Source organism: Streptomyces sp. NPDC087422 (assembly GCF_044744145.1).
Classification (GTDB): domain Bacteria; phylum Actinomycetota; class Actinomycetes; order Streptomycetales; family Streptomycetaceae; genus Actinacidiphila.
Window position 1 is genome coordinate 235,394 of the sequence record NZ_JBIUXT010000007.1, and the last position, 19,780, is coordinate 255,173.

Sequence of the window (19,780 nt, forward strand, 5' to 3'; positions counted from 1 at the left end):
TCGTCTCAGCGCGGTGCGGCCGACTCCGCCCTGGCCAGCAGCTCGACCGCGCGAGTGATCGACTCCGGGGACAGGTGCGCGTACCCGATGACCAGCCGGACGCCGGGCACCCGCGTCGGCGCGTGCTCGTAGTCGGACAGAGGGCGGAGGGTGATTCCGGCGGAGGTCGCGGCGGCCAGCAGACGGGACGGGGGCCCGTAGCGCGGTGGGAGGGTGACGATGGCGTGCAGACCGGCGGCGATGCCGCTGGTCGTGGCGCCGGGGAAGTGCGCGGCGAGCGCGGTGGTGAGGGTGTCGCGGCGGCGGCGGTAGAGGCGCTGGCAGCGGCGGAGGTGGCGGTCGTACTGCCCGGAGGTGAGGAAGTCGGCCAGGACGGCCTGCTCGGTGACCGGGTTGCCGAGGTCCATCGTGCGCTTGCGCGCGGCGGCGTCGGCGATGATGTCCGGCGGCGCGACGAGCCAGCCGAGCCGCAGCCCCGGGGCGAGGGTCTTGCTCACCGAGCCGGTGTAGGCGACATGGCCGGGGTCCAGGCCCTGGAGGGCGCCGACCGGCGCGCGGTCGTAGCGGAAGTCGCCGTCGTAGTCGTCCTCGATGACGAGACCGTCGACCGTACGGGCCCAGTCGGTGAGTTGGGCGCGCCGCCGCGCCGAGTACGCGACCCCGGTCGGGAACTGGTGGCAGGGCGTGACGATGGCGGACCGTACTCCGGCGGCGGCCAGCGCCGTCACCGACAGGCCCTCCTCGTCGACGGGCACCGGCACCGCCGTCAGCCCCGTCGCGCCGAGCAGCCCGCTCTGCTCGGGGCTGCCCGGGTCCTCGACGGCCGTCGCGCGCTCGCCGCGCCCGCGCAGGACGAAGCCGAGCAGGGTGTGCGCCTGGGCCACGCCGGAGCAGACCATCACCTGGTCGGGGTCCGCGGCCACCCCGCGCCGCCTGGCCAGCAACTCAGCCAGCGCCTCGCGCAGTTCGGGCAGGCCGCGCGGATCCGGGTAGCCGAAGGCGCGGTGCGGGAGCCGGGCGATCACCCGCCGGTGGGCGGCCGACCACGCGGCCCTCGGGAACAGGGAGAGGTCCGGCAGACCCGGCCTGAGGTCCGCGGGACCGCCCCGGTCGTCCACGGCGGGCATGGCCGTCGCGGCCGGTACGGGTACGGCGCCCGCGCCCGTCACCCACGTGCCCGAGCCCTGCCGCCCGCTGAGATACCCCTCGGCCGTGAGCTGCGCGTACGCGTCGGTGACCAGGCCCCTCGACACGCCGAGGTCGGCGGCCAGTTCGCGGCTGGCGGGCAGTTGCGTGCCGGGCGCGAGCCGTCCCGAGCGCACGGCGTCCCGCAGCGCCGCCTGGAGCGCCCGCCCCCGACCCCGCGGCGACGCCCCCGCGGAGGGCAGCAACAGCTCCCACGCGGCGGTCCATCCCTCGGGCTGGGCGCCTTGCGGCCCGTCGGCCGGCGGGCCCGCCGGGACCGCCGTCCGGAGTACGTCCGACCCGGCCGCCGAGGTCGGCGCGCCGCCCGCCCCCTCCGGGTCCGCAGCGGCACCATCCGAATTGGTCCTCTTAACTCCCATGGGAATGGACCTTAAACCGGACCGCTTGTCTCCATACCGTCGTCGTATGAACTCATCCCCACGCGCCGGCTTCCTCTTCGCCACTGTCGCCTGTGTCCTGGTCGGCGCGTCCTTCACCGCGGGCGGCGCGCTCGTGGACTATCCGCACGCGGGCGGCCAGGCGCTGCGTTACGGCTCGGCCTGTCTGCTGCTCCTGTGGCCCGCGCGCAAAGGCGCCGTGCGGAGACTGCGGGCGCTGACCGTACGCCAGTGGGCGCTGGCGGCGGGCGTGGCGGCGATCGGCATGGTCGGCTTCAACCTCGCGATCCTCGCGGCCGAGCGCACCGCGGAACCGGCGGTGCCGGGCGTGCTGGTCGGGTGCGCCCCGGTCGTGGTCGCGGTGCTCGTACCGCTCGGGGCCGGGCGGCGGCCGACGCGGACGGTCGCCGCGGGGGCCGTGCTCGTGGCGTCCGGTGCCTTCGTGGTGCAGGGCTGGGGCGGCACGGACGGCGTGGGGCTGTTCTGGTCGGTGATGGCGTTGGTGGGGGAGTGCGGATTCGCTCTGCTGGCGGCGCCGTTGGTGAAGCCGCTGGGGCCGCCGCTGCTGTCGGCGTGCGTGTGCGCGCTGGCCGCCGTGGAGGCGGGGACGCTGGGGCTGGTGACCGAGGGCCGGGCGGCGGTGCGCGTACCCACCGGATCCGAGGCGCTGGCGCTCGGCTGGCAGTCGCTGGTGGCCACCGTGATCGGATTCCTGTGCTGGTACGCGGGCGTGCAGCGGATCGGCACCGAGCGCGCCACCCTCTTCTCCGGGCTGATCCCGGTGTCCGCCGCGGTGACCGCGCCCTTGGTGGCGGTCGGCACCTTCGGGGCGGGTCAACTCGCGGGCAGCGTCCTGGTCGCGGTCGGTGTCGCCGTCGGCTCGGGAGCGCTGCGGTCCCGCCGACGGCCGCTCGCGAAGGAACCTTCCGCGAACCGCCCTCTCGCGAACCGGCCTCCCGCGAAGCCGCTTCCCACGAAGCCGCTTCCCGAGCACCGGCCTCCCGAGCACGTATCCGACCGTGATCGGCGGACCGTTCCGGCGGCGGCGGACGCCCCATAGCCGGATGGCAAAATTCCGCGCGGCCGGGAACTCCCGCTGGGGTGGGCGAGTTGTGACAGTACGGGCCGGTGCGCGACACCGGTCCGGCCAGCAGCCCCGACCGGGCGCCCCCGTCCCGGTCGGGGCGTCGTCCGCCCGGTGCCGCCGCGCGCGGCGCATCCCGCACGGTCCCTCGGCGCCGCCGAGGACCGTGCGGCGCGTCATCGGACCTCCGTGAGTGCTTACTTGGCGCCGAGCACCTGCTGGAGCGGGTCGATCGCGAAGTACGCCAGGAAGCACACCGACACACCCCACACCAGCGGATGCACCTCGCGCGCCTTGCCCAGCACGATCTTGATCACGACGAAGGACAGGAAGCCCGCGCCGATCCCGTTGGTGATGCTGTACGTGAAGGGCATCACGGCGATGGTGAGGAAGGCCGGGATGCCGATGTCGTACTGCGTCCAGTCGATGGTGCGGACCTGCGCCATGAGCAGGAAGCCGACCGCGACCAGGGCGGGGGCGGCGGCCTGGGACGGGACGACGCCGGCGAGCGGGGTCAGGAAGAGCGCCACCACGAAGAGCGCGCCGGTGACGACGCTGGCCAGACCCGTACGGGCGCCCTCGCCGACACCCGCGGCGGATTCCACATAGGCGGTGTTGGAGGAGGCGGAGGCCGCGCCGCCCGCGACGGCGGCGGCGCCGTCGATGAACAGCACGCGGCCGATGTTCGGCACCCGGCCCTGCTCGTCCAGCAGACCGGCCTCATTGGAGATGCCGACGATCGTGCCCATCGCGTCGAAGAAGTCCGACAGCACGAGGGTGAAGACGAAGAGCGCGGCCGTGACGATGCCCGCCTCGCGGAAGCCGCCGAAGAGGCTGAAGTGACCGATCAGCCCGAAGTCGGGCGTGGACGTCACATGGTGCGGCACCTTGGGCACCGTCAGGCCCCACGCCGAGTCCGGCAGGTCGGCGATCTTGTTGACGACGATCGCCACGATCGTCATGACCACGATGCTGATCAGGATCGCGCCCTTGATCCGCCGCGCGACCAGCGCGACCGTCAGCAGCACACCGAGGCAGAAGACCAGCACCGGCCAGCCGGTGAGCGTCCCGGTCGCGCCGAGCTGCACCGGGACCGTCGTCTTCGCCGCGTCGGGGATACGGCTGGCGAATCCGGCGTCCACGAAGCCGATGAAGGCGATGAACAGGCCGATGCCCACGCTGATCGCCTGTTTGATCGGCTGCGGGATCGCGTTCATGATCGCCTCGCGCAGGCCGGTCGCGACGAGCACGCAGATCAGCAGGCCCTCCAGGACGACCAGACCCATCGCGTCGGGCCAGCTCATCTTGGGGGCGAGCTGGAAGGCCACCACGGCGTTCAGGCCGAGACCGGCCGCGATCGCCAGCGGGAGGTTGCCGCCGACGCCCATGATCGCGGTCATCACGGCCGCCACCAGCGCGGTGGCGGTGGTGAGTTGGGCGACCGAGAGGTGGTGCCCGAACTTGTCCGTGGCGCTGCCCAGGATGATCGGGTTGAGCACGAGGATGTACGCCATCGTGAAGAAGGTGGCGAGACCGCCGCGTATCTCCCGGCCGGGCGTGGATCCGCGCTCCGATATCCGGAAGTAGCGGTCCAGCGGACTGGCCGCGGGTGGTGGTCCGGACGACGGCTTCTCCGCGTCCACGACGGGTCCTGACATGGTGCTCCTCTGGATTCAACAAACGGTGGAACGAGGGCGGGGCACACGGATTGTGCTCCCCGGTCGGCCGCGGCGGGTTTCCGTGGCGTTACCCCGTATCACCGTCGGGTTTCAGTCATGCCCAGGTCAACACCCGCGTCGTTTCCCACGGACATCACGAACGGCGTCTCAGCACACCGTCAACAACTCATGAACGTCTCGCGCGCCCGCCCCATAGCAGGCCGTCGCGTTCGAGGATTGGTCTTGACCAAGTTCACGAGGCGGCTCTATCTTCGAGACGTAGTAGTGCAAGGACCTTTAATAAATAGTGGTTCGGAAACAAGGCTGAACAAGCCGAGGGCGTGGCCGACAAGCCAGAGCCCGTCGCGGACCCGGTGATTGCGAGGACAGGGTGGGGACCACGCAGCTCGAACCGGTGCAGGAGCCGAAGTACTGGCACCTGAAGACCGTGCTGAACGACGCCCTCGACTCGGAGTTCGAGGTCGGTGAGATCCTGCCGAACGAGCGGGACCTGGCCGCCCGCTTCGGTGTCGCGCGCGCGACGCTCCGGCAGGCGCTCGAACAGTTGGAACTCGAAGGGCGCCTCCAGCGGCGCAGGGGGGTCGGCACCACCGTGGCACCGCCGCGGATGGGCGTGTCCGTGGGACCGGTCGCCGAGGCGTGGCCCGGCTCCGGCCGTGACTCCTGGAACACGGTGGGCTGCGTCGAGGCCGCCGCGCCCGGCCCGATCGCCGCGCTCCTCGGCACCGGCGGCGACGAGGCGGTGCACACCATCCGCCGCGAGCGCGTGATGCGCGGCCAGCACGTCGCGACCGAGCTGCTGTACGTGCCCCCGGCCTCGGTGCCCGAGCTGTCGACGATGCTCACGCCCGCCAACCACGGCCCCGCCGTCCTGCGCGAGCTGCACACACTGGAGCTGGAGGGCGAGGACCGCTCCGTCGAGCTGGGCTCGGCCAGCGCCCAGGACGCCAAGCAGCTCGACCGGCTGCCCGGCGCGCCCGTCCTGGTCGTCACCACCCGCTACTTCTCCGAGGGCCGGGTCGCCGCCGCGTCGGTGGCCACGTACCGCGCCGACACCTGCCGGCTGACCTTCGGCGACTCGGGTGCTCTTGAGGTCACCCACCACCAGGACGACAGCCGCCAGGCTTCCTGAACCGGGCGGCTGCCCCGGCGGCGAGCGCCCACCGGTCGAGACGACCGGAGGCGCCGAGCCCGGCGGCCGTACGCCGACCCGACGTCACCATGGCGCGGTACTGATACGTCAGTGCCGCGCCAGTGACGTCTGCTCCACCGCGAAGAGCTGCTCCTCGACATGGTCCAGGGCCAGCCGCAGGGCGCCGGTCGCGATGGCCTCCTGCCCGAGCGCGGACAGCGTCACCTTCGGGGGCCGCAGACAGTAGCGCGCCAGCTCGGAACGGAGCGGCTCCAGGACCCCGTCGAGGCCCGCCGCCCAGCCGCCGACGACCACCAGCTCCGGGTCGATCGCCAGCACCAGCGCGGCGACGTCGTGCACCAGGCGGCGAAGGAAGCGCTCGACGGCGTCCTTGGCCTGTACGTCGCCCTTCTTCGCCAGCGCGAAGACCCGCGCGACCGCCGGTTCGTCGAGCGGGTGCAGCGGGGTGCCGGTGGTCGACAGCAGGTGCTCGGGCGTGACCTCGCGGCCCAGCAGGTGCAGGGCGCCGATCTCGCCCGCCGCGCCGCCGAAGCCGCGGTGCAGCCGCCCGCCGATCAGCGAACCCGCGCCGGGGCTCAGCCCGGCCAGGACGAAGACCACGTCGTCGGTGTCGACCGCGACACCCTTCCAGTGCTCGGCGACCGCCGCGACATTCGCGTCGTTCTCCACCAGCACCGGACAGCGGAAGGAGCGCTGCAACCGCTCGCCCAGCGGCAGCCCCGTCCAGCCGGGCAGCGCCGTGCTCAACCGGACCTCGCCGTGCGCCTCCACGATACCGGGGCTGCCCACGCCGACCGCCCACAGGGTGCTGCGGGCCACCCCGGCCTTGCGCAGCAGCTCGGCGACCGTGCCGCGGACCCGTTCCAGCCGGTCGTCGGCGGACGCGGCCTCGTCGACCTCGCGGCCGTGCGAGCCCAGCACCTGGCCGCTGAGGTCTGACAGCACCACCCGTACCTGGTGCGCGCCGATCTCGATGCCCAGCAGATGCCCGGCCTCGGCGTGGAAACGGAACCTGCGGGCGGGACGGCCCTGTTTGCGCGCGTCGGCGCCCTCGGGGGCCACCTCGACCACCAGGTCCGACTCGGCCAGGCCCTCGATGACGCCCTCGACGGTGGGCCGCGACAGTCCCGTGCTGTGCACCAGCTCGGTCAGCGTCGGGGCCTGCGCCCCGCGCAGCGCATGGAGGACGACCGCGGAATTGATCCGCCGGAGCAGGGATGGGTCCCCGCCGGTGAGCCGCCCCAACGTATGTCCTCCCAGCCTGTACCTGTGTGTGGCGGATCGTACCGGGCGCGGGCCGTCGCGGCGAGTGGTCGCCCGTACCCGCCAAGACGCGTGGCGTCCCGTAAGCGCTGACGGGACGCCAAATGTCCTACGGGGACGGTGCGCGGGACCGGTGGAGTGCCGGTGCCGCGCGCGGCCGTCCCGCCGGCCCAGGCGGAACGGCAGGGCGGGGGGCTACGGCTTCGGCTCGTGACCCGCGGCGATGCGCAGTCGGGCGAACTCCTCCGCGAGAGCGGCCGGCGACCAGTGCGCGTTGAGGCCGCTGGGGCTCGGCAGCGCCCAGATCCGGGTCGCGCCGATCGTCCGCTCCTGCGGGCCGACCTGGGCGTGCTTGTCCGCGAAGGCCACCCGGTAGGCGGTGACGCCCAGCACGGCGAGCCAGCCGGGCCGGAACTCCTCGACCTTCGCGGTCAGCTGCTTCCCGCCCTCGACCAACTCCCGCGCCGTCAGCTCGTCGGCCCGCGCGGTCGCCCGCCCGGCCACGTTGGTGATCCCGAGGCCGAGCGCGAGCATGTCCTCCTGCTCGGCCGGGGCGAACCGGCGCGGGGTGAAACCGGAAGCGTGCAGCGCGGGCCAGAAGCGGTTGCCCGGCCGGGCGAAGTGCTGCCCGAGATGCGCGGACATCAGCCCCGGATTGATCCCGCAGAACAGCACCCGCAGACCGCCCCCGATGACATCGTCCAGGGTGCGGTCGCGGGCCGCCGTGAGCTGTTCCGGAGTCATACGGGCTGCCGCCTGCTCGTCCTGCTCGTCCCGGTGGTCAGAGGATCGCGCCGGGGCGGTACGCGGCGGCCCGCGGGTGCGCCTTGGTGACGTCCTCGATCCGCCGGACGACCTCGGCGACCTGTCCGGCCGCCGCGCCCGTGAACGACAGCCGGTCGGCCATCAGCGCGTCGAGACCCGCCCGGTCCAGCGGGATCCGCGCGTCGGCGGCGAGCCGGTCGAGCAGTTCGTTGCGCTCGGTGCCCTGCTCGCGCATGGCCAGCGCGGACGCCACCGCGTTCTCCTTGATCGCCTCGTGCGCGACCTCGCGGCCGACGCCCGCGCGCACCGCGCCCATCAGCACCTTCGTGGTGGCCAGGAACGGCAGGTAGCGGTCCAGTTCGCGGGCGACGACGGCCGGGAAGGCGCCGAATTCGTCCAGCACCGTCAGGAACGTCTCCAGCAGCCCGTCGAAGGCGAAGAAGGCGTCGGGCAGCGCGACCCGGCGCACCACCGAGCACGACACATCGCCCTCGTTCCACTGGTCGCCCGCCAGCTCGCCGGTCATCGACGCGTAACCGCGCAGGATCACCATCAGGCCGTTGACGCGTTCGCAGGAACGGGTGTTCATCTTGTGCGGCATCGCGGACGAGCCGACCTGGCCCGGCTTGAAGCCCTCGGTGACCAGCTCGTGCCCGGCCATCAGCCGGATCGTCTTGGCCAGCGACGAGGGAGCGGCGGCGAGCTGCACCAGTGCCGTCACCGCGTCGTAGTCCAGCGACCGCGGGTACACCTGGCCGACCGAGGTGAAGGCCCGCGAGAAGCCGAGGTGGTCGGCGATCCGCTGCTCCAGATCCGCCAGCTTCGCGCTGTCGCCGCCCAGCAGGTCCAGCATGTCCTGCGCGGTGCCGACCGGACCCTTGATGCCGCGCAGCGGATAGCGGCCGATCAGGTCCTCGACCCGCTCGAAGGCCACCAGCAGCTCGTCCGCGGTCGTCGCGAAGCGCTTGCCCAACGTCGTCGCCTGCGCCGCCACATTGTGCGAGCGGCCCGCCATCACCAGCTCCGCGTACTCACCCGCGAGCTGCCCCAGCCGCGCGAGCACCGCGACCGTACGGTCCCTGACGTGCTCCAGCGACAGCCGGATCTGAAGCTGCTCCACATTCTCCGTCAGGTCCCGTGACGTCATGCCCTTGTGGACCTGCTCGTGCCCGGCCAGCGCGTTGAACTCCTCGATGCGCGCCTTCACATCGTGCCGGGTGACCTTCTCGCGCTCCGCGATCGAGCCGAGGTCGACCTGCTCGACCACCCGCTCGTAATCCGCGATGGCCTGCTCCGGCACCTCGATCCCCAGGTCCTTCTGCGCTCGCAGCACGGCCAGCCACAGCCTGCGCTCCAGCACCACCTTCTGCTCGGGAGACCACAAGGTGGCCAGCTCCGCCGAGGCGTAGCGGCCTGCGAGGACATTGGGGATGCGCGGCTTAGCAGTCACGTGCGGAGAGTTTACCGGGTATCCGGGCGGCCGGATTCCGCCGGTCACACGCGCCGGAGCCCTGGTCAGCGGTCCGGGAACGGGGCCGTGACCGCCGCGCGTCGCAGGTGCCCCCGGCGCCGTACCACTGCCGAGTCGACCCGGGTCTGTCGTAGGTCTGCGCCGGGCGTACGCGGCCGCCCGGACGCTTCCGCGCGTCGGTTCGCGCCCTGTCCCCGGTGATCGGCGAGGTCCCACGATCGAGGTGTGGCGATTCGCACGATTTCTGCCACATGTTCTGCTACCCGGTCACCCGGCTGTCCGGGACCGAGACGGAAGGAACACGCTCATGAGCACGTCATCAGGGGACGGACCTCCGCAGGACGAGGTCCGCGCGGTCACCACCGCCCAACTGACCCAGGTCGCCGACAACGGCATCTGGGGCACGGGCGCGAGCGTCAATCCCGACGCGGCCAACCTGGGCGAGGCGCTGGTCGCCGCGTTGCAGGGCAACACCACCCAGAACCTGCTGCCGCGCGACCTGCGCCGGCTCACCGACGACGTGCTGCGGGTCGCCACCGTCGGCTTCCCGTGGATCCGGGCCCAGGACGGGACCCGGCTGGCGGCGCACACCATCAGGCACAACTCCGCGGAACCGCGCCCGCTGGTCATCCTCCCCGCCGGCTGGACCCCGGTCGGCTGGCCGCTGTTCGAGTACGCGCACCTGACCCTGGCCCTCAAGGGCTACCACGTGCTGGCGTACACCCCGCGCGGGATCGGCCTGACCGTGAACATCCCCGGCCACGGGTACGTGGACGGCCCGTTCACCTCGGGCGGCTTCATCGACGTCGGCGGACCCAACGACTGGGCCGACGGGTCCTCGGTGATCGACTACGCGCAGGAGCACTTCGCACCGAGCAGGATCGGATTCCTCGGCGAGTCCTACGGGTCCGGGATCAGCCAGCTCGTCGCGGCGAACGACGACCGGGTGGACGCGGTCGTGGCGCTGAGCACCTGGGGCAATCTGGCCACCAGCCTCTACCACCACGACACCCGGCACCTCCAGGCCGTGGCCGTCCTGCTCGCCCTGACCGGCGGACCCGTGGAGCGCAAATTCGACGAGGCCACCCAGCAGATCCTGGCGGACTTCCACGCGAATCAGAACATGGACAGGGTCGTGGCGTGGGGCACGGAGCGCGCGCCGGAGGCGTACACCGACGCCACCAACGACCGCGGTGTGCCGACCTTCATCTCCAACACCTGGCACGAGGGCCTGTTCCCGGTCAACCAGGTGCTGGCCACCTTCAACCGCCTCACCGTCCCCAAGCGGCTGAACATGTGGATCGGTGACCACGCGGTGCCGGAGGGTCCCGGACTGACCGGACCGCTGGCCGGGCCGACCGGCCCCAACCTCGCGATGGCCGAGGCGTATGCCTGGCTCGACCACCACCTGCGGGGCGAGGCGAACGACGTGCCCGACTGGCCGCAGGTCAACAACCAGATCATGTTCACCTACGAGACCCGGCCGGGCACCGGCACCGGAGACGACACCGTCGTCACCCCGGCGCGGCGCGAACCCCGGCAGACCTGGGGCGACGTCACCGTCTCCACCGAACGCTGGTATCTGGCCAACACCGGGGCCGGGCGCCGGGACGGTTCACTGACCGAGGAGCCCGCGCCCGGCTGGTCGCGCGGGTTCATCGCCGGGCACCTGACCGAGGCCACGGCGGTGGACGGGATCGTGGCGACCGGCAAGGCCGAGTGGAACGGCAATCCGAAGACCTACGAGACGGAGAAGTTCGACCGGCAGCACCTGGCGCTGTGGGCCACCGATCCGCTGCCCGCGGGCGCGGACCCGCACGTGGCGCGCCGGATTCGCGGCATCCCCGAGGTCCGGCTGACCGTGCGCAGCTCCGCCGCGTCCACGACCCTGGTCGCGTACCTCTTCGACATCGCCGAGGACCGGACGGCGCGGATCGTCACGCACGAGCCGTACACCCTGTCCGACCTCGTGCCCGGCCAGGACACCACCGTCACCTGGCAGCTCCAGGCCGCCGCCTACGACGTGCCCGTCGGCCACCGGCTGGCCCTGGTCGTCAACAGCAAGGACAAGCTGTACTCCGACGCCGACGTCGAGGGCAGCACGACCACCGTCAGCTCCCCGCCGGGAGAGGAGTCCCACCTGGACCTGCCGCTGGGCTGACGGGCGACCCGTCGTACGGCGGATCAGTCGTCGTACGACGGACCGGCCGCCCACGGCAGCAGGTCGGGGCGCTTGGCGGGACGGCCGTCGCCGGAGGAGCGGCCGGTGAGGCGGCGGCCGATCCACGGGACGAGGTGCTGGCGGGTGAAGCGCAGGTCGGCCGTGCGGCGGGCGGTCCAGCCGGGGCGGACCGCCGGGGGGAGACCGACCGTCCAGTCGGACTCGGCGGGATGGCCGAGGGTCTGCCAGACGGCCTCGGCGACGCGCCGGTGGCCGTCCGCCGTGAGGTGGAGCCGGTCGTCGGCCCACATGCGCTGGTCGCCCAGGACCTCGGCGCCGTAGAGGTCGACGACCAGGGCGCCGTGGCGGGCCGCGAGGTCGTCGAGGAAGGAGAAGAGCTGTTCCATCCGGGGCAGGAAGCGGGCGGCGACCGGCCCGCGCCGGGCGGGGCTGCGCATCAGGACGAGCTGGCCGCAGGCCGGCGCGAGCCGTTCGACACAGCTCTCCAGGACCGCGCAGACCTCCTCCACGTCGCACTTGGGCCGCAGCACGTCGTTGAGGCCGCCGACCAGGGTGATCAGGTCGGCGCCCATCGCGGCGGCCACGTCGACCTGGTCCTCGGAGATCTGCCGGATCAGCTTGCCGCGCACGGCGAGATTCGCGTACCGGAAGCCTGGACCGTCCCCCGGCTCCGGCTGCTGACCGGTCCTGGTCGCGGTTCCGTCCCCGTCCCCGGTGGCGGTGCGGGAAGCGGCGGCGAGGCGGGCGGCGAGCAGGTCCGCCCAGCCCCGGTAGGACCCGTCGGGCAGCAGGTCGGACATGCCCTCGGTGAAGGAGTCGCCGACCGCGACGAAGCTGCTGTACGCGGCCGGCGTCCGCGCGCCCGCCTCCGCGCCCGCCTCCGCGCCCGCCTGTGTGTCTGTCTGTGCGTCATTCTGCATGGCGCCGGAGATCCTATGCGACCGCTCAGGAGCACCGGCAACGAGGTCGGGACCCGTACCCGGTCGCCCCGGCCGTTCAGGGGCGTCCGGGACCGACCAGCTCCTTGAGCACGTCCTCCATCGTCACCAGCCCGATGCCGCGCCCCGCGTCGTCCACGACCGCCGCCAGGTGGGCGCTGCCCGCCCGCATCGCGGTGAGGACGTCGTCCAGCGGGGTGGCGGCGCCGACGCGGGTGATGTGCCGCAGGGCGGTGCGCCGGAAGGGCGCGTCCCGCGGATCGGCGTCCAGCGCGTCCTTGACGTGCAGGTAGCCCAGGACCCGGCCGTCGGGGTCGGCGACCGGGAAGCGGGAGTAACCGGAGTCGGCGGCGAGCGCTTCCAGGCCCTCGGGCGTGATGCCCAGCGGCGCGCGTACCACCCGCTCGGGCGGCACCACGATCTCGCCGATCGGCCGCCTGCCCAGCTCCAGGGCGTCCCGCAGCCGCTCGGCGGCCCGCTCGTCGAGCAGCCCCGCCGCCCCGGCGTCCACCACCATCCGGGACAGCTCGTCGTCGGAGAAGACGGCCGCCACCTCGGAGCGCGGCTCCACCCGCAGCAGCCGCAGCAGCGTGTTGGCGAACGCGTTGATCGCGAAGATCACCGGCCGCAGCGCCCTGGTCAGCCCCACCAGCGGGGGGCCGAGGACCAGCGCGGACCGTACCGGATCGGCCAGCGCGATGTTCTTCGGCACCATCTCGCCGAACAGCATGTGCAGATACGTGGCCACGGCCAGCGCGATCACGAACGCGATGACGTGGATCGCGCCCTCCGGCACGTGCACGGCGTGGAACACCGGCTCCAGCAGGTGCGCGATGGCGGGCTCGGCGACGATACCGAGCACCAGCGTGCACACGGTGATGCCGAGCTGCGCCGCGGCCAGCAGGGGCGAGAGGTGTTCCAGACCCCACACCACGCTGCGGGCGCGGCGGTCGCCGCTCTCGGCGAGGGTTTCCACCTGGCCGCGGCGTACCGAGATCATGGCGAATTCGGCGCCGACGAAGAACGCGTTCACCACGAGGGTGAGCGCGCCGATGAGCAACTGGACGACGGTCATCGGTCACGTCTCCGCTCGGCCGTGCCCGCGGTGTTGCCGGGCGGGTTGCCCGCCGTGGCGCCGGGCGTGCCGCCCGCCGCCCTGTCCGCGGCGGCGGGGGCCCGGGCCGCCCGCGCGGGGGAGATCAGCCGGGCCCGCGACGCCCGGTGCCCGCTCGCGTCGGTGACCTCGATCCGCCAGCCGTCCAGCTCGAAGGCGTCGCCGCGCGCCGGGATACGGCCGAGGCGCTGGGCCACGAGACCGGCCAGCGTCTCGTACGGCCCGTCGGGGGCGTGCAGCCCGATCCGCTCCAACTGGTCCTCGGTACGGGTCGCGCCGTCCGCGTCGTAGATCCGCCGCCCGTCCGGCGCCTCCCGCAGGAAGAGCAGGTCGGGAAGCTCGTGCGGGTCGTGCTCGTCGCGGACCTCGCCGACGACCTCCTCCACGATGTCCTCCATGGTCACCACGCCCGCCGTGCCCCCGTACTCGTCGATCACCACGGCCATCGAGCGTCGTCCGCCCAGCCGGTCGAGCAGCCGGTCGACCGTCAGCGTCTCCGGGACCAGCAGCGGTTCGCGCAGCAGCTCGGTGACCGGCACGCGCGGGCGCCGGTCGGCGGGGACCGCGAGGACGTCCTTGATGTGGGCGGTGCCGATCACCGAGTCCAGGCTGCCGCGGTAGACGGGGAAGCGGGACAGGCCGGTCGCGCGGGTCGCGTTCGCCACGTCCTCGGCGGTGGCCTGTGCTTCGAGCGCGGTGACCTGGACGCGCGGTGTCATCACGTTCTCCGCGGTGAGCTCGGCGAGGTTGAGGGTACGGACGAACAGCTCGGCGGTGTCCGCCTCCAGCACACCCTCCTTGGCCGAGTGCCGGGCCAGCGCGGCCAGCTCCTGCGGGCCGCGCGCCGACGCCAGCTCCTCCGCGGGTTCGAGGCCCATCGCGCGCAGCACCCGGTTCGCGGTGTTGTTGAGGTGGTGGATCAGCGGGTGGAAGGCGGCGGTGAAGGCGCGCTGCGGCGCCGCCACGGCCTTGGCGACCGGCAGCGGAGTGGAGATCGCCCAGTTCTTCGGCACCAGCTCGCCGACCACCATCAGCGCCACCGTGGACAGGGCGGTGCCCAGCACCAGGGCGACGGAGGACGACGCTGAGTCCGGCAGCCCCGCGGCCCGCAGCGGCCCGCGCAGCAGCTCCGCGATCGAGCTCTTGGCGAGCATGCCGATGACCAGCCCCGTCACGGTGATGCCGAGCTGCGCGCCGGAGAGCTGCACGGTCAGTGTGCGGACGGCCGCCAGCGCCGCCGCGGCGCCGCGCTCGCCGTCCCGCGTCGCGCGCTCCAGCTCACCGCGCTCGATCGTGGTCAGGGAGAATTCGGCCGCGACGAAGACGCCGCAGGCGAGGGTGAGCAGTACGGCCACCAACAGCAGAAGTGTTTCAGTCATCCGGTCACCTCGGTCCCATGATCGGCCACGACCGGGCCGACCGCTCGGTATTGGCGGTCCGGGGCCGGCCCGGTCGTCGCTCGGTGAACCGTCATGAGGTGAGCGGTTTGGTCCACCGGCGCCAGCGGGACTCGCGGGTGTACCCGGCCGCTCTCCAGGCGTGCTGCGCCCGCTCGTTGCGTTCGAGCACCATCGCGTCGCCGCGCCTGCCGCCGAGCGTGGTGAAGCGGCGTTCGGCGGCGTCGAGGAGCGCGGTCGCTACGCCCTGACGCCGGGCGTCCGGGTGGACGGCGAGGCGGTAGAGGTGGCAGCGCCAGCCGTCGAAACCGGCGATGACCGTACCGACGAGGTCGCCGTCCCGCTCGGCGAGGAGCAGGGCGCCGGGGTCGCGGGCGATCAGTCGTTCCACCCCCGCCCGGTCGTCGCTGATGCTGGTGCCCTCGGCCGCGACCCGCCAGAAGGCGAGGACGGGCAGGGCGTCGGAGGGGGTGGCGGTCCGAAGGTGAAGATCGCTCATCACCGCAGCCAATCACCGCACCGATTTCCGGGTGGGGAATTCCGGCATGCGAGATGAATGTCGTTCATGCCCTGCCAACGGTCGAAGGCCCCGATCCGTCCCCGGGGGGCGCGGGAGGTTCCCGGCGTCGCCGCGGAAGGCGCCCTTGCCGCTACTAGCGCCACGGCGCTAGCGTGGACGCATGTCGAAGACCCAGTTGAACGTTCGGGTGGACGAAGCCACGGCCGAGACGGCCCGGCAGCGCGCGTCGCAGCGCGGTATCAGTGTGAACCGCTATATCGAGGAACTCGTCCAGCAGGACGAGGGCGAGAACGGCAAGGCATTCGTCGAGGCCGCCGCCGACTTCATGAAGCGTTACGAAGAGGTCTTCGCCGAGGAGTTCGGCACCCGGGCGGCCGCCCGGGGTGAAGGCGCGCGTTGACCCTCCGTATCGACCTCGCATGGCTGCTGATGGTCGCCGAGCACTACACGCCGGGCGACCCGCAGGTGACCGACTGGGGCGCGCTCGTCGCGGCCGTCAGCAGGCACGACGCGGAGATCTTCGGCACGCCCGTCTACACCGACACCCACACCCGCGCCGCCGCCATGCTCCAGTTGCTCGTGCACGTCCCGGCGCTGGAGGAGACGAACGCGCTGTTCGCCTCGGCCGTGGCCTACGCCTACCTCGTCGCCAGCCGCCTCACGCCCTCCATGACGCCGGAACAGGTACGTGACCTGGCCCGGCTGGTGAAGGACGGCTCGGCGCCGCTGGACCGGATAGCCGACGAGCTGCGCACCTGGACGACGGAGGCGGAGCTGGGCCCGGCCGGACAGGTCGGGTAGCGGCGCGCTCGCGGTCGCCCGTACGTACGGCTGCGCCCGCTCGCGGTCGCCCGTACGTACGGCTGCGCCCGCTCGCGGTCGCCCGTACGTACGGCTGCGCCCTGTCCGGCGATGCCCCGCGCGGCTACGCCTTGTACGGCGCCGGGGCGAAGACCTCCGCGAAGGCCGCCGCGTCCCAGGTGCCGCCGAGCTGCGGGGCCAGCCAGTCGGGGGCGGCGGTGCGGAAGGCGGCGGGGGACAGGGCGCCGGCGGCTTCCGGCAGCGCGCCGAGCAGCGGCGCCTGCGCGACCTCGGGCAGGTCCGCGATGTTGCAGCGCTCGGCCAGCTCCGGCTCGGCCCGCCAGCTTCCGATGATCACACCGATGCAGTCGACCTTGCGGGCGCTGAGCGCTTCGACGGTCAGCGCCGTGCTGTTGAGGGTGCCGAGCCCGGCCGGGGCGACCAGCAGCACCCGCGCCCGCAGCAGCGCCGCCGCGTCGGCGAGGGTCGAGCCCTGCTCGTCGTAGCGGACCAGCAGCCCGCCCGCGCCCTCGACCAGCACGACGTCGTGCACCGCGGACAGTTTGGCCGCCGCCTCCGCGATGTCCTCGGGGCCCACCGGCCGCAGCCCGGCGCGGCGGGCCGCCGTCGCGGGCGCCAACGGCTCGGGGTAGCGGGCCAGTTCGGCCGCCGTCACCGGGCCCGCGAGCCTGGCCACCTCCGCGGCGTCCCCCTGCTCGCCGTCCGCCACGCCCGTCTGGGCGGGCTTGAGCACGGCCACGCTCAGCCCCTGCGCGAGCGACGCGGCGGCCACGGCGGCGGTGGCCACCGTCTTGCCGACCTCGGTACCCGTTCCGGTGATGACCACGATGGCCATGGTGTCGCTCCGTTCCTCGTTGCCGTGCCATGTCATGTCGCCGTGCCGCTCCGGGCGCCGCGCGTGTGCCCGGAGCGTACGGTCCCGGCGCGCCTCGTACCCGTGCCGGGACCGCTCATTCCGCCCAATTGGTGACGAGCGCGGTCAGCTCGTACGACGTATGCCGTACGGCGCGCGGTATGTCGGATGCCGTGCGCCTGCCGCCAAGGACGCGGCCCGGTCAGCCCGCGACGGCCGCATCCCGTACCGCCGCGCAGATCCGCGCCACGTCGTCGTCGCCCGTCACATAGGGCGGCATCGTGTAGACGAGATCGCGGAAGGGCCGCAGCCACACCCCGGCGCGCACCGCGGCGGCGGTGGCCGCCGCCATGTCGACCGGGTGGTCGAGCTGGACGACGCCGATCGCGCCGAGCACCCGCACATCGCGGACACCGGGCAGCGCGGCGACCCCGTCCAGGCCCTCGCGCAGCCCGGACTCGATGCGCTTGACCTCCAACGCCCAGTCGTGGTCGAGCAGCAGGTCGACGGAGGCGCAGGCGACGGCGGCGGCCAGCGGATTGCCCATGAAGGTCGGGCCGTGGGCCAGCACCGGCACCTCGCCGCGCGAGATGCCCTCGGCGACCTCGCCTGTGCACAGCGCCGCCGCCATCGTGAGATAGCCGCCGGTCAACGCCTTTCCGACGCACATCACATCGGGGCAGACCCCGGCGTGCTCGGCCGCGAAGAGCGTGCCGGTGCGGCCGAAACCGGTGGCGATCTCGTCGAAGACCAGCAGGACGTCGTGTTCGTCGCACGCCTCCCGCAGCACCCGCAGGTACTCGGGGGAGTGGAAGGACATGCCGCCCGCGCCCTGCACCACCGGCTCGACGATGACGGCGGCCAGCTCGTCGGCGTGCCGTCCGATCAACTCCCGCAGATGCGCGGTGTACACGGCGTCGGGCGCCGCGTCGAAGCCGGGCGGCGGGGCGTCGGCGAAGATCTGCCGGGGCAGCACGCCCGACCACAGCTCGTGCATGCCGCCGTCCGGATCGCACACCGACATCGGCTGCCAGGTGTCCCCGTGGTAGCCGCCGCGCCAGGTCAGCAGCCGCTGCTTGTCCGGCCTGCCCAGCGAACGCCAGTACTGGAGGCACATCTTGATCGCGACCTCGACCGACACGGAACCCGAGTCGGCGAGGAAGACATGCCGCAGCGGCTCCGGCGTGATCTCCACCAGCTTGGCCGCGAGACGTACGGCGGGCTCGTGCGTGAGCCCGCCGAACATCACATGACTCATCCGGTCGAGCTGGGCGTGCGCCGCGTCGTCCAGCACGGGGTGCCGGTAGCCGTGGATCGCCGACCACCACGACGACATGCCGTCGACCAGTTCGGTACGGCCCTCGGCGGGCGCCGCGAGCCGCAGCCGTACGCCGGAGGCGGACGCGACGACAAGCGGCTCCTGACGGCCGGGCATCGGGCCGTACGGATGCCAGACGTGCTCCCGGTCCAGCGCCAGCAGCGTGTCCGGGTCGAGCGGCGCGTCGGGCGAGGGGCAGGGCTCAGGCATTGGGCGGCAGGTCCGTCCCCGCGCCGCGTCGCCGTACCGCCACCAGATCGGGGCGCGGGCCCTCGGCGCGTACCGGTTCCGTCCGCACCGTCTCGGTCCGCACGGGCGCCGCGCTCGCGGCGGGCGCCGCGTCCTCGTCGTGGCCGCAGGGGCCGCAGCCGCCTTCGTGCGAGCCGCACACGGAGCCGGAAGCGTGGGAACCGCAGCCGGTCGCCGCCTCCGCGACGTCGGCGCGGTGCGCGGGCAGCGTGGACGTCCCCGCGCCCTCCACCTCGAAGCCCGCGTCGGCGATCATGTCGAGGTCGGCCTGGCCCGCCTGGCCCTCGCTGGTCAGATAGTCGCCCAGGAAGATCGAGTTGACCAGGTGCAGGGCGAGCGGCTGCATCGTGCGCAGGTGCACCTCACGGCCGCCCGCGAGCCGTACCTCGACGTCCGGGCAGACGAACCGCGTCATCGCCAGGATGCGCAGGCAGCGCTGCGGGGTGAGATTCCACTCCTTGGCCAGCGGCGTGCCCTCGAACGGGATCAGGAAGTTCACCGGCACCGAGTCCGGGTCGAGCGCGCGCAGCGAGAACACCACGTCCACCAGGTCCGCGTCGCTCTCGCCCATGCCCGCGATCAGCCCCGAGCACGCGGACAGCCCGGCGGCCTGTGCCTGCCGCACGGTGTCCACGCGGTCGGCGTAGGTGTGCGTCGTGGTGATGTCGCCGTAGGTGTTCTCGGAGGTGTTGAGGTTGTGGTTGTACGCGTCCGCGCCCGCCGTCCGCAGCCGCTCGGCCTGGCCGCCGGAGAGCAGGCCGAGGCAGGCGCACACCTCGACGTCCTCGTTCTGGTCCTTGATGGCCGCGATGGTCGCCGAGACCCGGTCCACGTCGCGGTCGGTGGGACCGCGCCCGCTCGCCACCAGGCACACCCGCTTGGCGCCGCCCGCCACCCCGGCGCGCGCCGCCGCGGCGGCCTCGTCGGGCTTGAGCCAGGTGTACTTGAGGATCTCGGCCTTCGAGCCGAGCCGCTGCGAACAGTACGAGCAGTCCTCGGGGCACAGCCCGGACTTGAGGTTGACCAGGTAGTTCAGCTTGACCCGGCGTCCGAACCACTGGCGGCGCACCTTGCCCGCGGCGGCCACCACGTCGAGCAGTTCGTCGTCGGAGGTCGCGAGGACGGCAAGCGCCTCGTCCCTGGTGGGCAGCTCGCGCCGCAGCCCCTTGTCCACGAGAGTGGTCAGCAGATCCATAGGGGCGATCCTCGCGCACGACGGCACCCGCGGCCAATGGCGGACCGCACAACTCGGGTGGCTACTGGTGTGTGCATCACCACACCCTGTGCATGTGTGCGGGCCAGTACGTTGCTGATGACGTCCGTGTGAGGGGGCGCGCGGCCCGACCAGAAGTGCCGCTGAACCGAACTGCCACTGAAACGCTGAGCCGA

17 protein-coding genes are annotated in these 19,780 nt (G+C 72.9%); 5 read left to right on the plus strand and 12 right to left on the minus strand.

The genetic code is table 11. The features are described from left to right. Positions 1 to 5: 5 nt before the first annotated feature. Complete coding sequence (locus ACIO6U_RS23575; protein ID WP_401721890.1) at positions 6 to 1,565, minus strand: PLP-dependent aminotransferase family protein; 1,560 nt, start codon at positions 1,563 to 1,565, stop codon at positions 6 to 8. A gap of 46 nt (positions 1,566 to 1,611) precedes the next feature. Here ACIO6U_RS23575 and ACIO6U_RS23580 point away from each other — a divergent pair, with 46 nt between their 5' ends. Continuing rightward, positions 1,612 to 2,643 (plus strand): DMT family transporter, encoded by a 1,032-nt coding sequence (locus ACIO6U_RS23580; RefSeq protein WP_401721893.1) that lies wholly within the window; start codon positions 1,612 to 1,614, stop codon positions 2,641 to 2,643. 221 nt (positions 2,644 to 2,864) lie between these two features. On the opposite strand, the gene ACIO6U_RS23585 is transcribed toward ACIO6U_RS23580, so the two are convergent. Further along, complete coding sequence (locus tag ACIO6U_RS23585) at positions 2,865 to 4,325, minus strand: solute carrier family 23 protein (protein WP_391045172.1); 1,461 nt, start codon at positions 4,323 to 4,325, stop codon at positions 2,865 to 2,867. A gap of 391 nt (positions 4,326 to 4,716) precedes the next feature. Here ACIO6U_RS23585 and ACIO6U_RS23590 point away from each other — a divergent pair, with 391 nt between their 5' ends. Further along, positions 4,717 to 5,478: a GntR family transcriptional regulator gene (locus ACIO6U_RS23590; protein WP_401721896.1), complete on the plus strand. Its 762-nt coding sequence runs from the start codon at positions 4,717 to 4,719 to the stop codon at positions 5,476 to 5,478. A gap of 108 nt (positions 5,479 to 5,586) precedes the next feature. Here ACIO6U_RS23590 and ACIO6U_RS23595 read toward each other — a convergent pair whose 3' ends face one another. From ACIO6U_RS23595 to purB, 3 genes are all read right to left on the minus strand, one after another. Beyond that, positions 5,587 to 6,744, minus strand: a complete 1,158-nt coding sequence (locus ACIO6U_RS23595) for an ROK family protein (RefSeq protein WP_355341235.1) — start codon at positions 6,742 to 6,744, stop codon at positions 5,587 to 5,589. Between the two features lie 213 nt (positions 6,745 to 6,957). Continuing rightward, positions 6,958 to 7,506 (minus strand): G/U mismatch-specific DNA glycosylase, encoded by a 549-nt coding sequence (gene mug / locus ACIO6U_RS23600; RefSeq protein ID WP_401721899.1) that lies wholly within the window; start codon positions 7,504 to 7,506, stop codon positions 6,958 to 6,960. A gap of 37 nt (positions 7,507 to 7,543) precedes the next feature. Beyond that, positions 7,544 to 8,977, minus strand: coding sequence for an adenylosuccinate lyase (gene purB / locus ACIO6U_RS23605; RefSeq protein ID WP_401721902.1), 1,434 nt, complete (start codon positions 8,975 to 8,977; stop codon positions 7,544 to 7,546). 328 nt (positions 8,978 to 9,305) lie between these two features. Here purB and ACIO6U_RS23610 point away from each other — a divergent pair, with 328 nt between their 5' ends. Further along, positions 9,306 to 11,159: a CocE/NonD family hydrolase C-terminal non-catalytic domain-containing protein gene (locus ACIO6U_RS23610; protein WP_401721905.1), complete on the plus strand. Its 1,854-nt coding sequence runs from the start codon at positions 9,306 to 9,308 to the stop codon at positions 11,157 to 11,159. A gap of 23 nt (positions 11,160 to 11,182) precedes the next feature. On the opposite strand, the gene ACIO6U_RS23615 is transcribed toward ACIO6U_RS23610, so the two are convergent. From ACIO6U_RS23615 to ACIO6U_RS23630, 4 genes are all read right to left on the minus strand, one after another. Continuing rightward, the gene (locus ACIO6U_RS23615; protein WP_401722258.1) at positions 11,183 to 11,980 is read right to left on the minus strand and encodes an SGNH/GDSL hydrolase family protein; all 798 of its coding nucleotides are present in this window, start codon (positions 11,978 to 11,980) and stop codon (positions 11,183 to 11,185) included. Between the two features lie 196 nt (positions 11,981 to 12,176). Further along, complete coding sequence (locus ACIO6U_RS23620; protein ID WP_355341220.1) at positions 12,177 to 13,193, minus strand: hemolysin family protein; 1,017 nt, start codon at positions 13,191 to 13,193, stop codon at positions 12,177 to 12,179. Further along, positions 13,190 to 14,611, minus strand: a complete 1,422-nt coding sequence (locus tag ACIO6U_RS23625) for a hemolysin family protein (protein ID WP_401721908.1) — start codon at positions 14,609 to 14,611, stop codon at positions 13,190 to 13,192. The genes ACIO6U_RS23620 and ACIO6U_RS23625 overlap by 4 nt, the downstream gene beginning before the upstream one ends. Before the next feature lie 91 nt (positions 14,612 to 14,702). Further along, entirely contained in the window at positions 14,703 to 15,128 is a 426-nt protein-coding gene (locus ACIO6U_RS23630) for a GNAT family N-acetyltransferase (protein WP_401721911.1), read from the minus strand. Between the two features lie 181 nt (positions 15,129 to 15,309). On the opposite strand from ACIO6U_RS23630, the gene ACIO6U_RS23635 reads away from it, so the two are divergent. Together ACIO6U_RS23635 and ACIO6U_RS23640 are read left to right on the plus strand one after the other, a co-directional pair. Next, complete coding sequence (locus ACIO6U_RS23635) at positions 15,310 to 15,549, plus strand: antitoxin (protein ID WP_355341211.1); 240 nt, start codon at positions 15,310 to 15,312, stop codon at positions 15,547 to 15,549. Next, the gene (locus ACIO6U_RS23640; RefSeq protein WP_401721914.1) at positions 15,546 to 15,950 is read left to right on the plus strand and encodes a fic family toxin-antitoxin system, toxin component; all 405 of its coding nucleotides are present in this window, start codon (positions 15,546 to 15,548) and stop codon (positions 15,948 to 15,950) included. Before ACIO6U_RS23635 ends, ACIO6U_RS23640 begins: the two co-directional genes overlap by 4 nt. Positions 15,951 to 16,074: 124 nt before the next feature. Here ACIO6U_RS23640 and bioD read toward each other — a convergent pair whose 3' ends face one another. From bioD to bioB, 3 genes are all read right to left on the minus strand, one after another. Further along, positions 16,075 to 16,806 (minus strand): dethiobiotin synthase, encoded by a 732-nt coding sequence (gene bioD, locus ACIO6U_RS23645; protein WP_355341205.1) that lies wholly within the window; start codon positions 16,804 to 16,806, stop codon positions 16,075 to 16,077. 220 nt (positions 16,807 to 17,026) lie between these two features. Next, positions 17,027 to 18,352 carry an adenosylmethionine--8-amino-7-oxononanoate transaminase gene (locus ACIO6U_RS23650; protein ID WP_391045151.1) on the minus strand — a complete coding sequence of 442 codons (1,326 nt, stop codon included), beginning with the start codon at positions 18,350 to 18,352 and terminating at the stop codon, positions 17,027 to 17,029. Continuing rightward, positions 18,345 to 19,586: a biotin synthase BioB gene (bioB, locus tag ACIO6U_RS23655; RefSeq protein WP_391045148.1), complete on the minus strand. Its 1,242-nt coding sequence runs from the start codon at positions 19,584 to 19,586 to the stop codon at positions 18,345 to 18,347. Before bioB ends, ACIO6U_RS23650 begins: the two co-directional genes overlap by 8 nt. Between the last annotated feature and the right edge of the window lie 194 nt (positions 19,587 to 19,780).

Excerpts from the sequence above, each read along its gene's own strand:
- ACIO6U_RS23585 (WP_391045172.1), bottom strand. The coding sequence starts at position 4,325 with ATGTCAGGACCCGTCGTGGACGCGGAGAAGCCGTCGTCCGGACCACCA.
- ACIO6U_RS23575 (WP_401721890.1), bottom strand. The coding sequence starts at position 1,565 with ATGGGAGTTAAGAGGACCAATTCGGATGGTGCCGCTGCGGACCCGGAG.
- ACIO6U_RS23610 (WP_401721905.1), top strand. The coding sequence starts at position 9,306 with ATGAGCACGTCATCAGGGGACGGACCTCCGCAGGACGAGGTCCGCGCG.
- ACIO6U_RS23580 (WP_401721893.1), top strand. The coding sequence starts at position 1,612 with ATGAACTCATCCCCACGCGCCGGCTTCCTCTTCGCCACTGTCGCCTGT.
- ACIO6U_RS23635 (WP_355341211.1), top strand. The coding sequence starts at position 15,310 with ATGTCGAAGACCCAGTTGAACGTTCGGGTGGACGAAGCCACGGCCGAG.
- ACIO6U_RS23650 (WP_391045151.1), bottom strand. The coding sequence starts at position 18,352 with ATGCCTGAGCCCTGCCCCTCGCCCGACGCGCCGCTCGACCCGGACACG.
- ACIO6U_RS23630 (WP_401721911.1), bottom strand. The coding sequence starts at position 15,128 with ATGAGCGATCTTCACCTTCGGACCGCCACCCCCTCCGACGCCCTGCCC.
- mug (WP_401721899.1), bottom strand. The coding sequence starts at position 7,506 with ATGACTCCGGAACAGCTCACGGCGGCCCGCGACCGCACCCTGGACGAT.
- bioB (WP_391045148.1), bottom strand. The coding sequence starts at position 19,586 with ATGGATCTGCTGACCACTCTCGTGGACAAGGGGCTGCGGCGCGAGCTG.
- ACIO6U_RS23615 (WP_401722258.1), bottom strand. The coding sequence starts at position 11,980 with ATGTCCGACCTGCTGCCCGACGGGTCCTACCGGGGCTGGGCGGACCTG.
- ACIO6U_RS23620 (WP_355341220.1), bottom strand. The coding sequence starts at position 13,193 with ATGACCGTCGTCCAGTTGCTCATCGGCGCGCTCACCCTCGTGGTGAAC.
- ACIO6U_RS23625 (WP_401721908.1), bottom strand. The coding sequence starts at position 14,611 with ATGACTGAAACACTTCTGCTGTTGGTGGCCGTACTGCTCACCCTCGCC.
- bioD (WP_355341205.1), bottom strand. The coding sequence starts at position 16,806 with ATGGCCATCGTGGTCATCACCGGAACGGGTACCGAGGTCGGCAAGACG.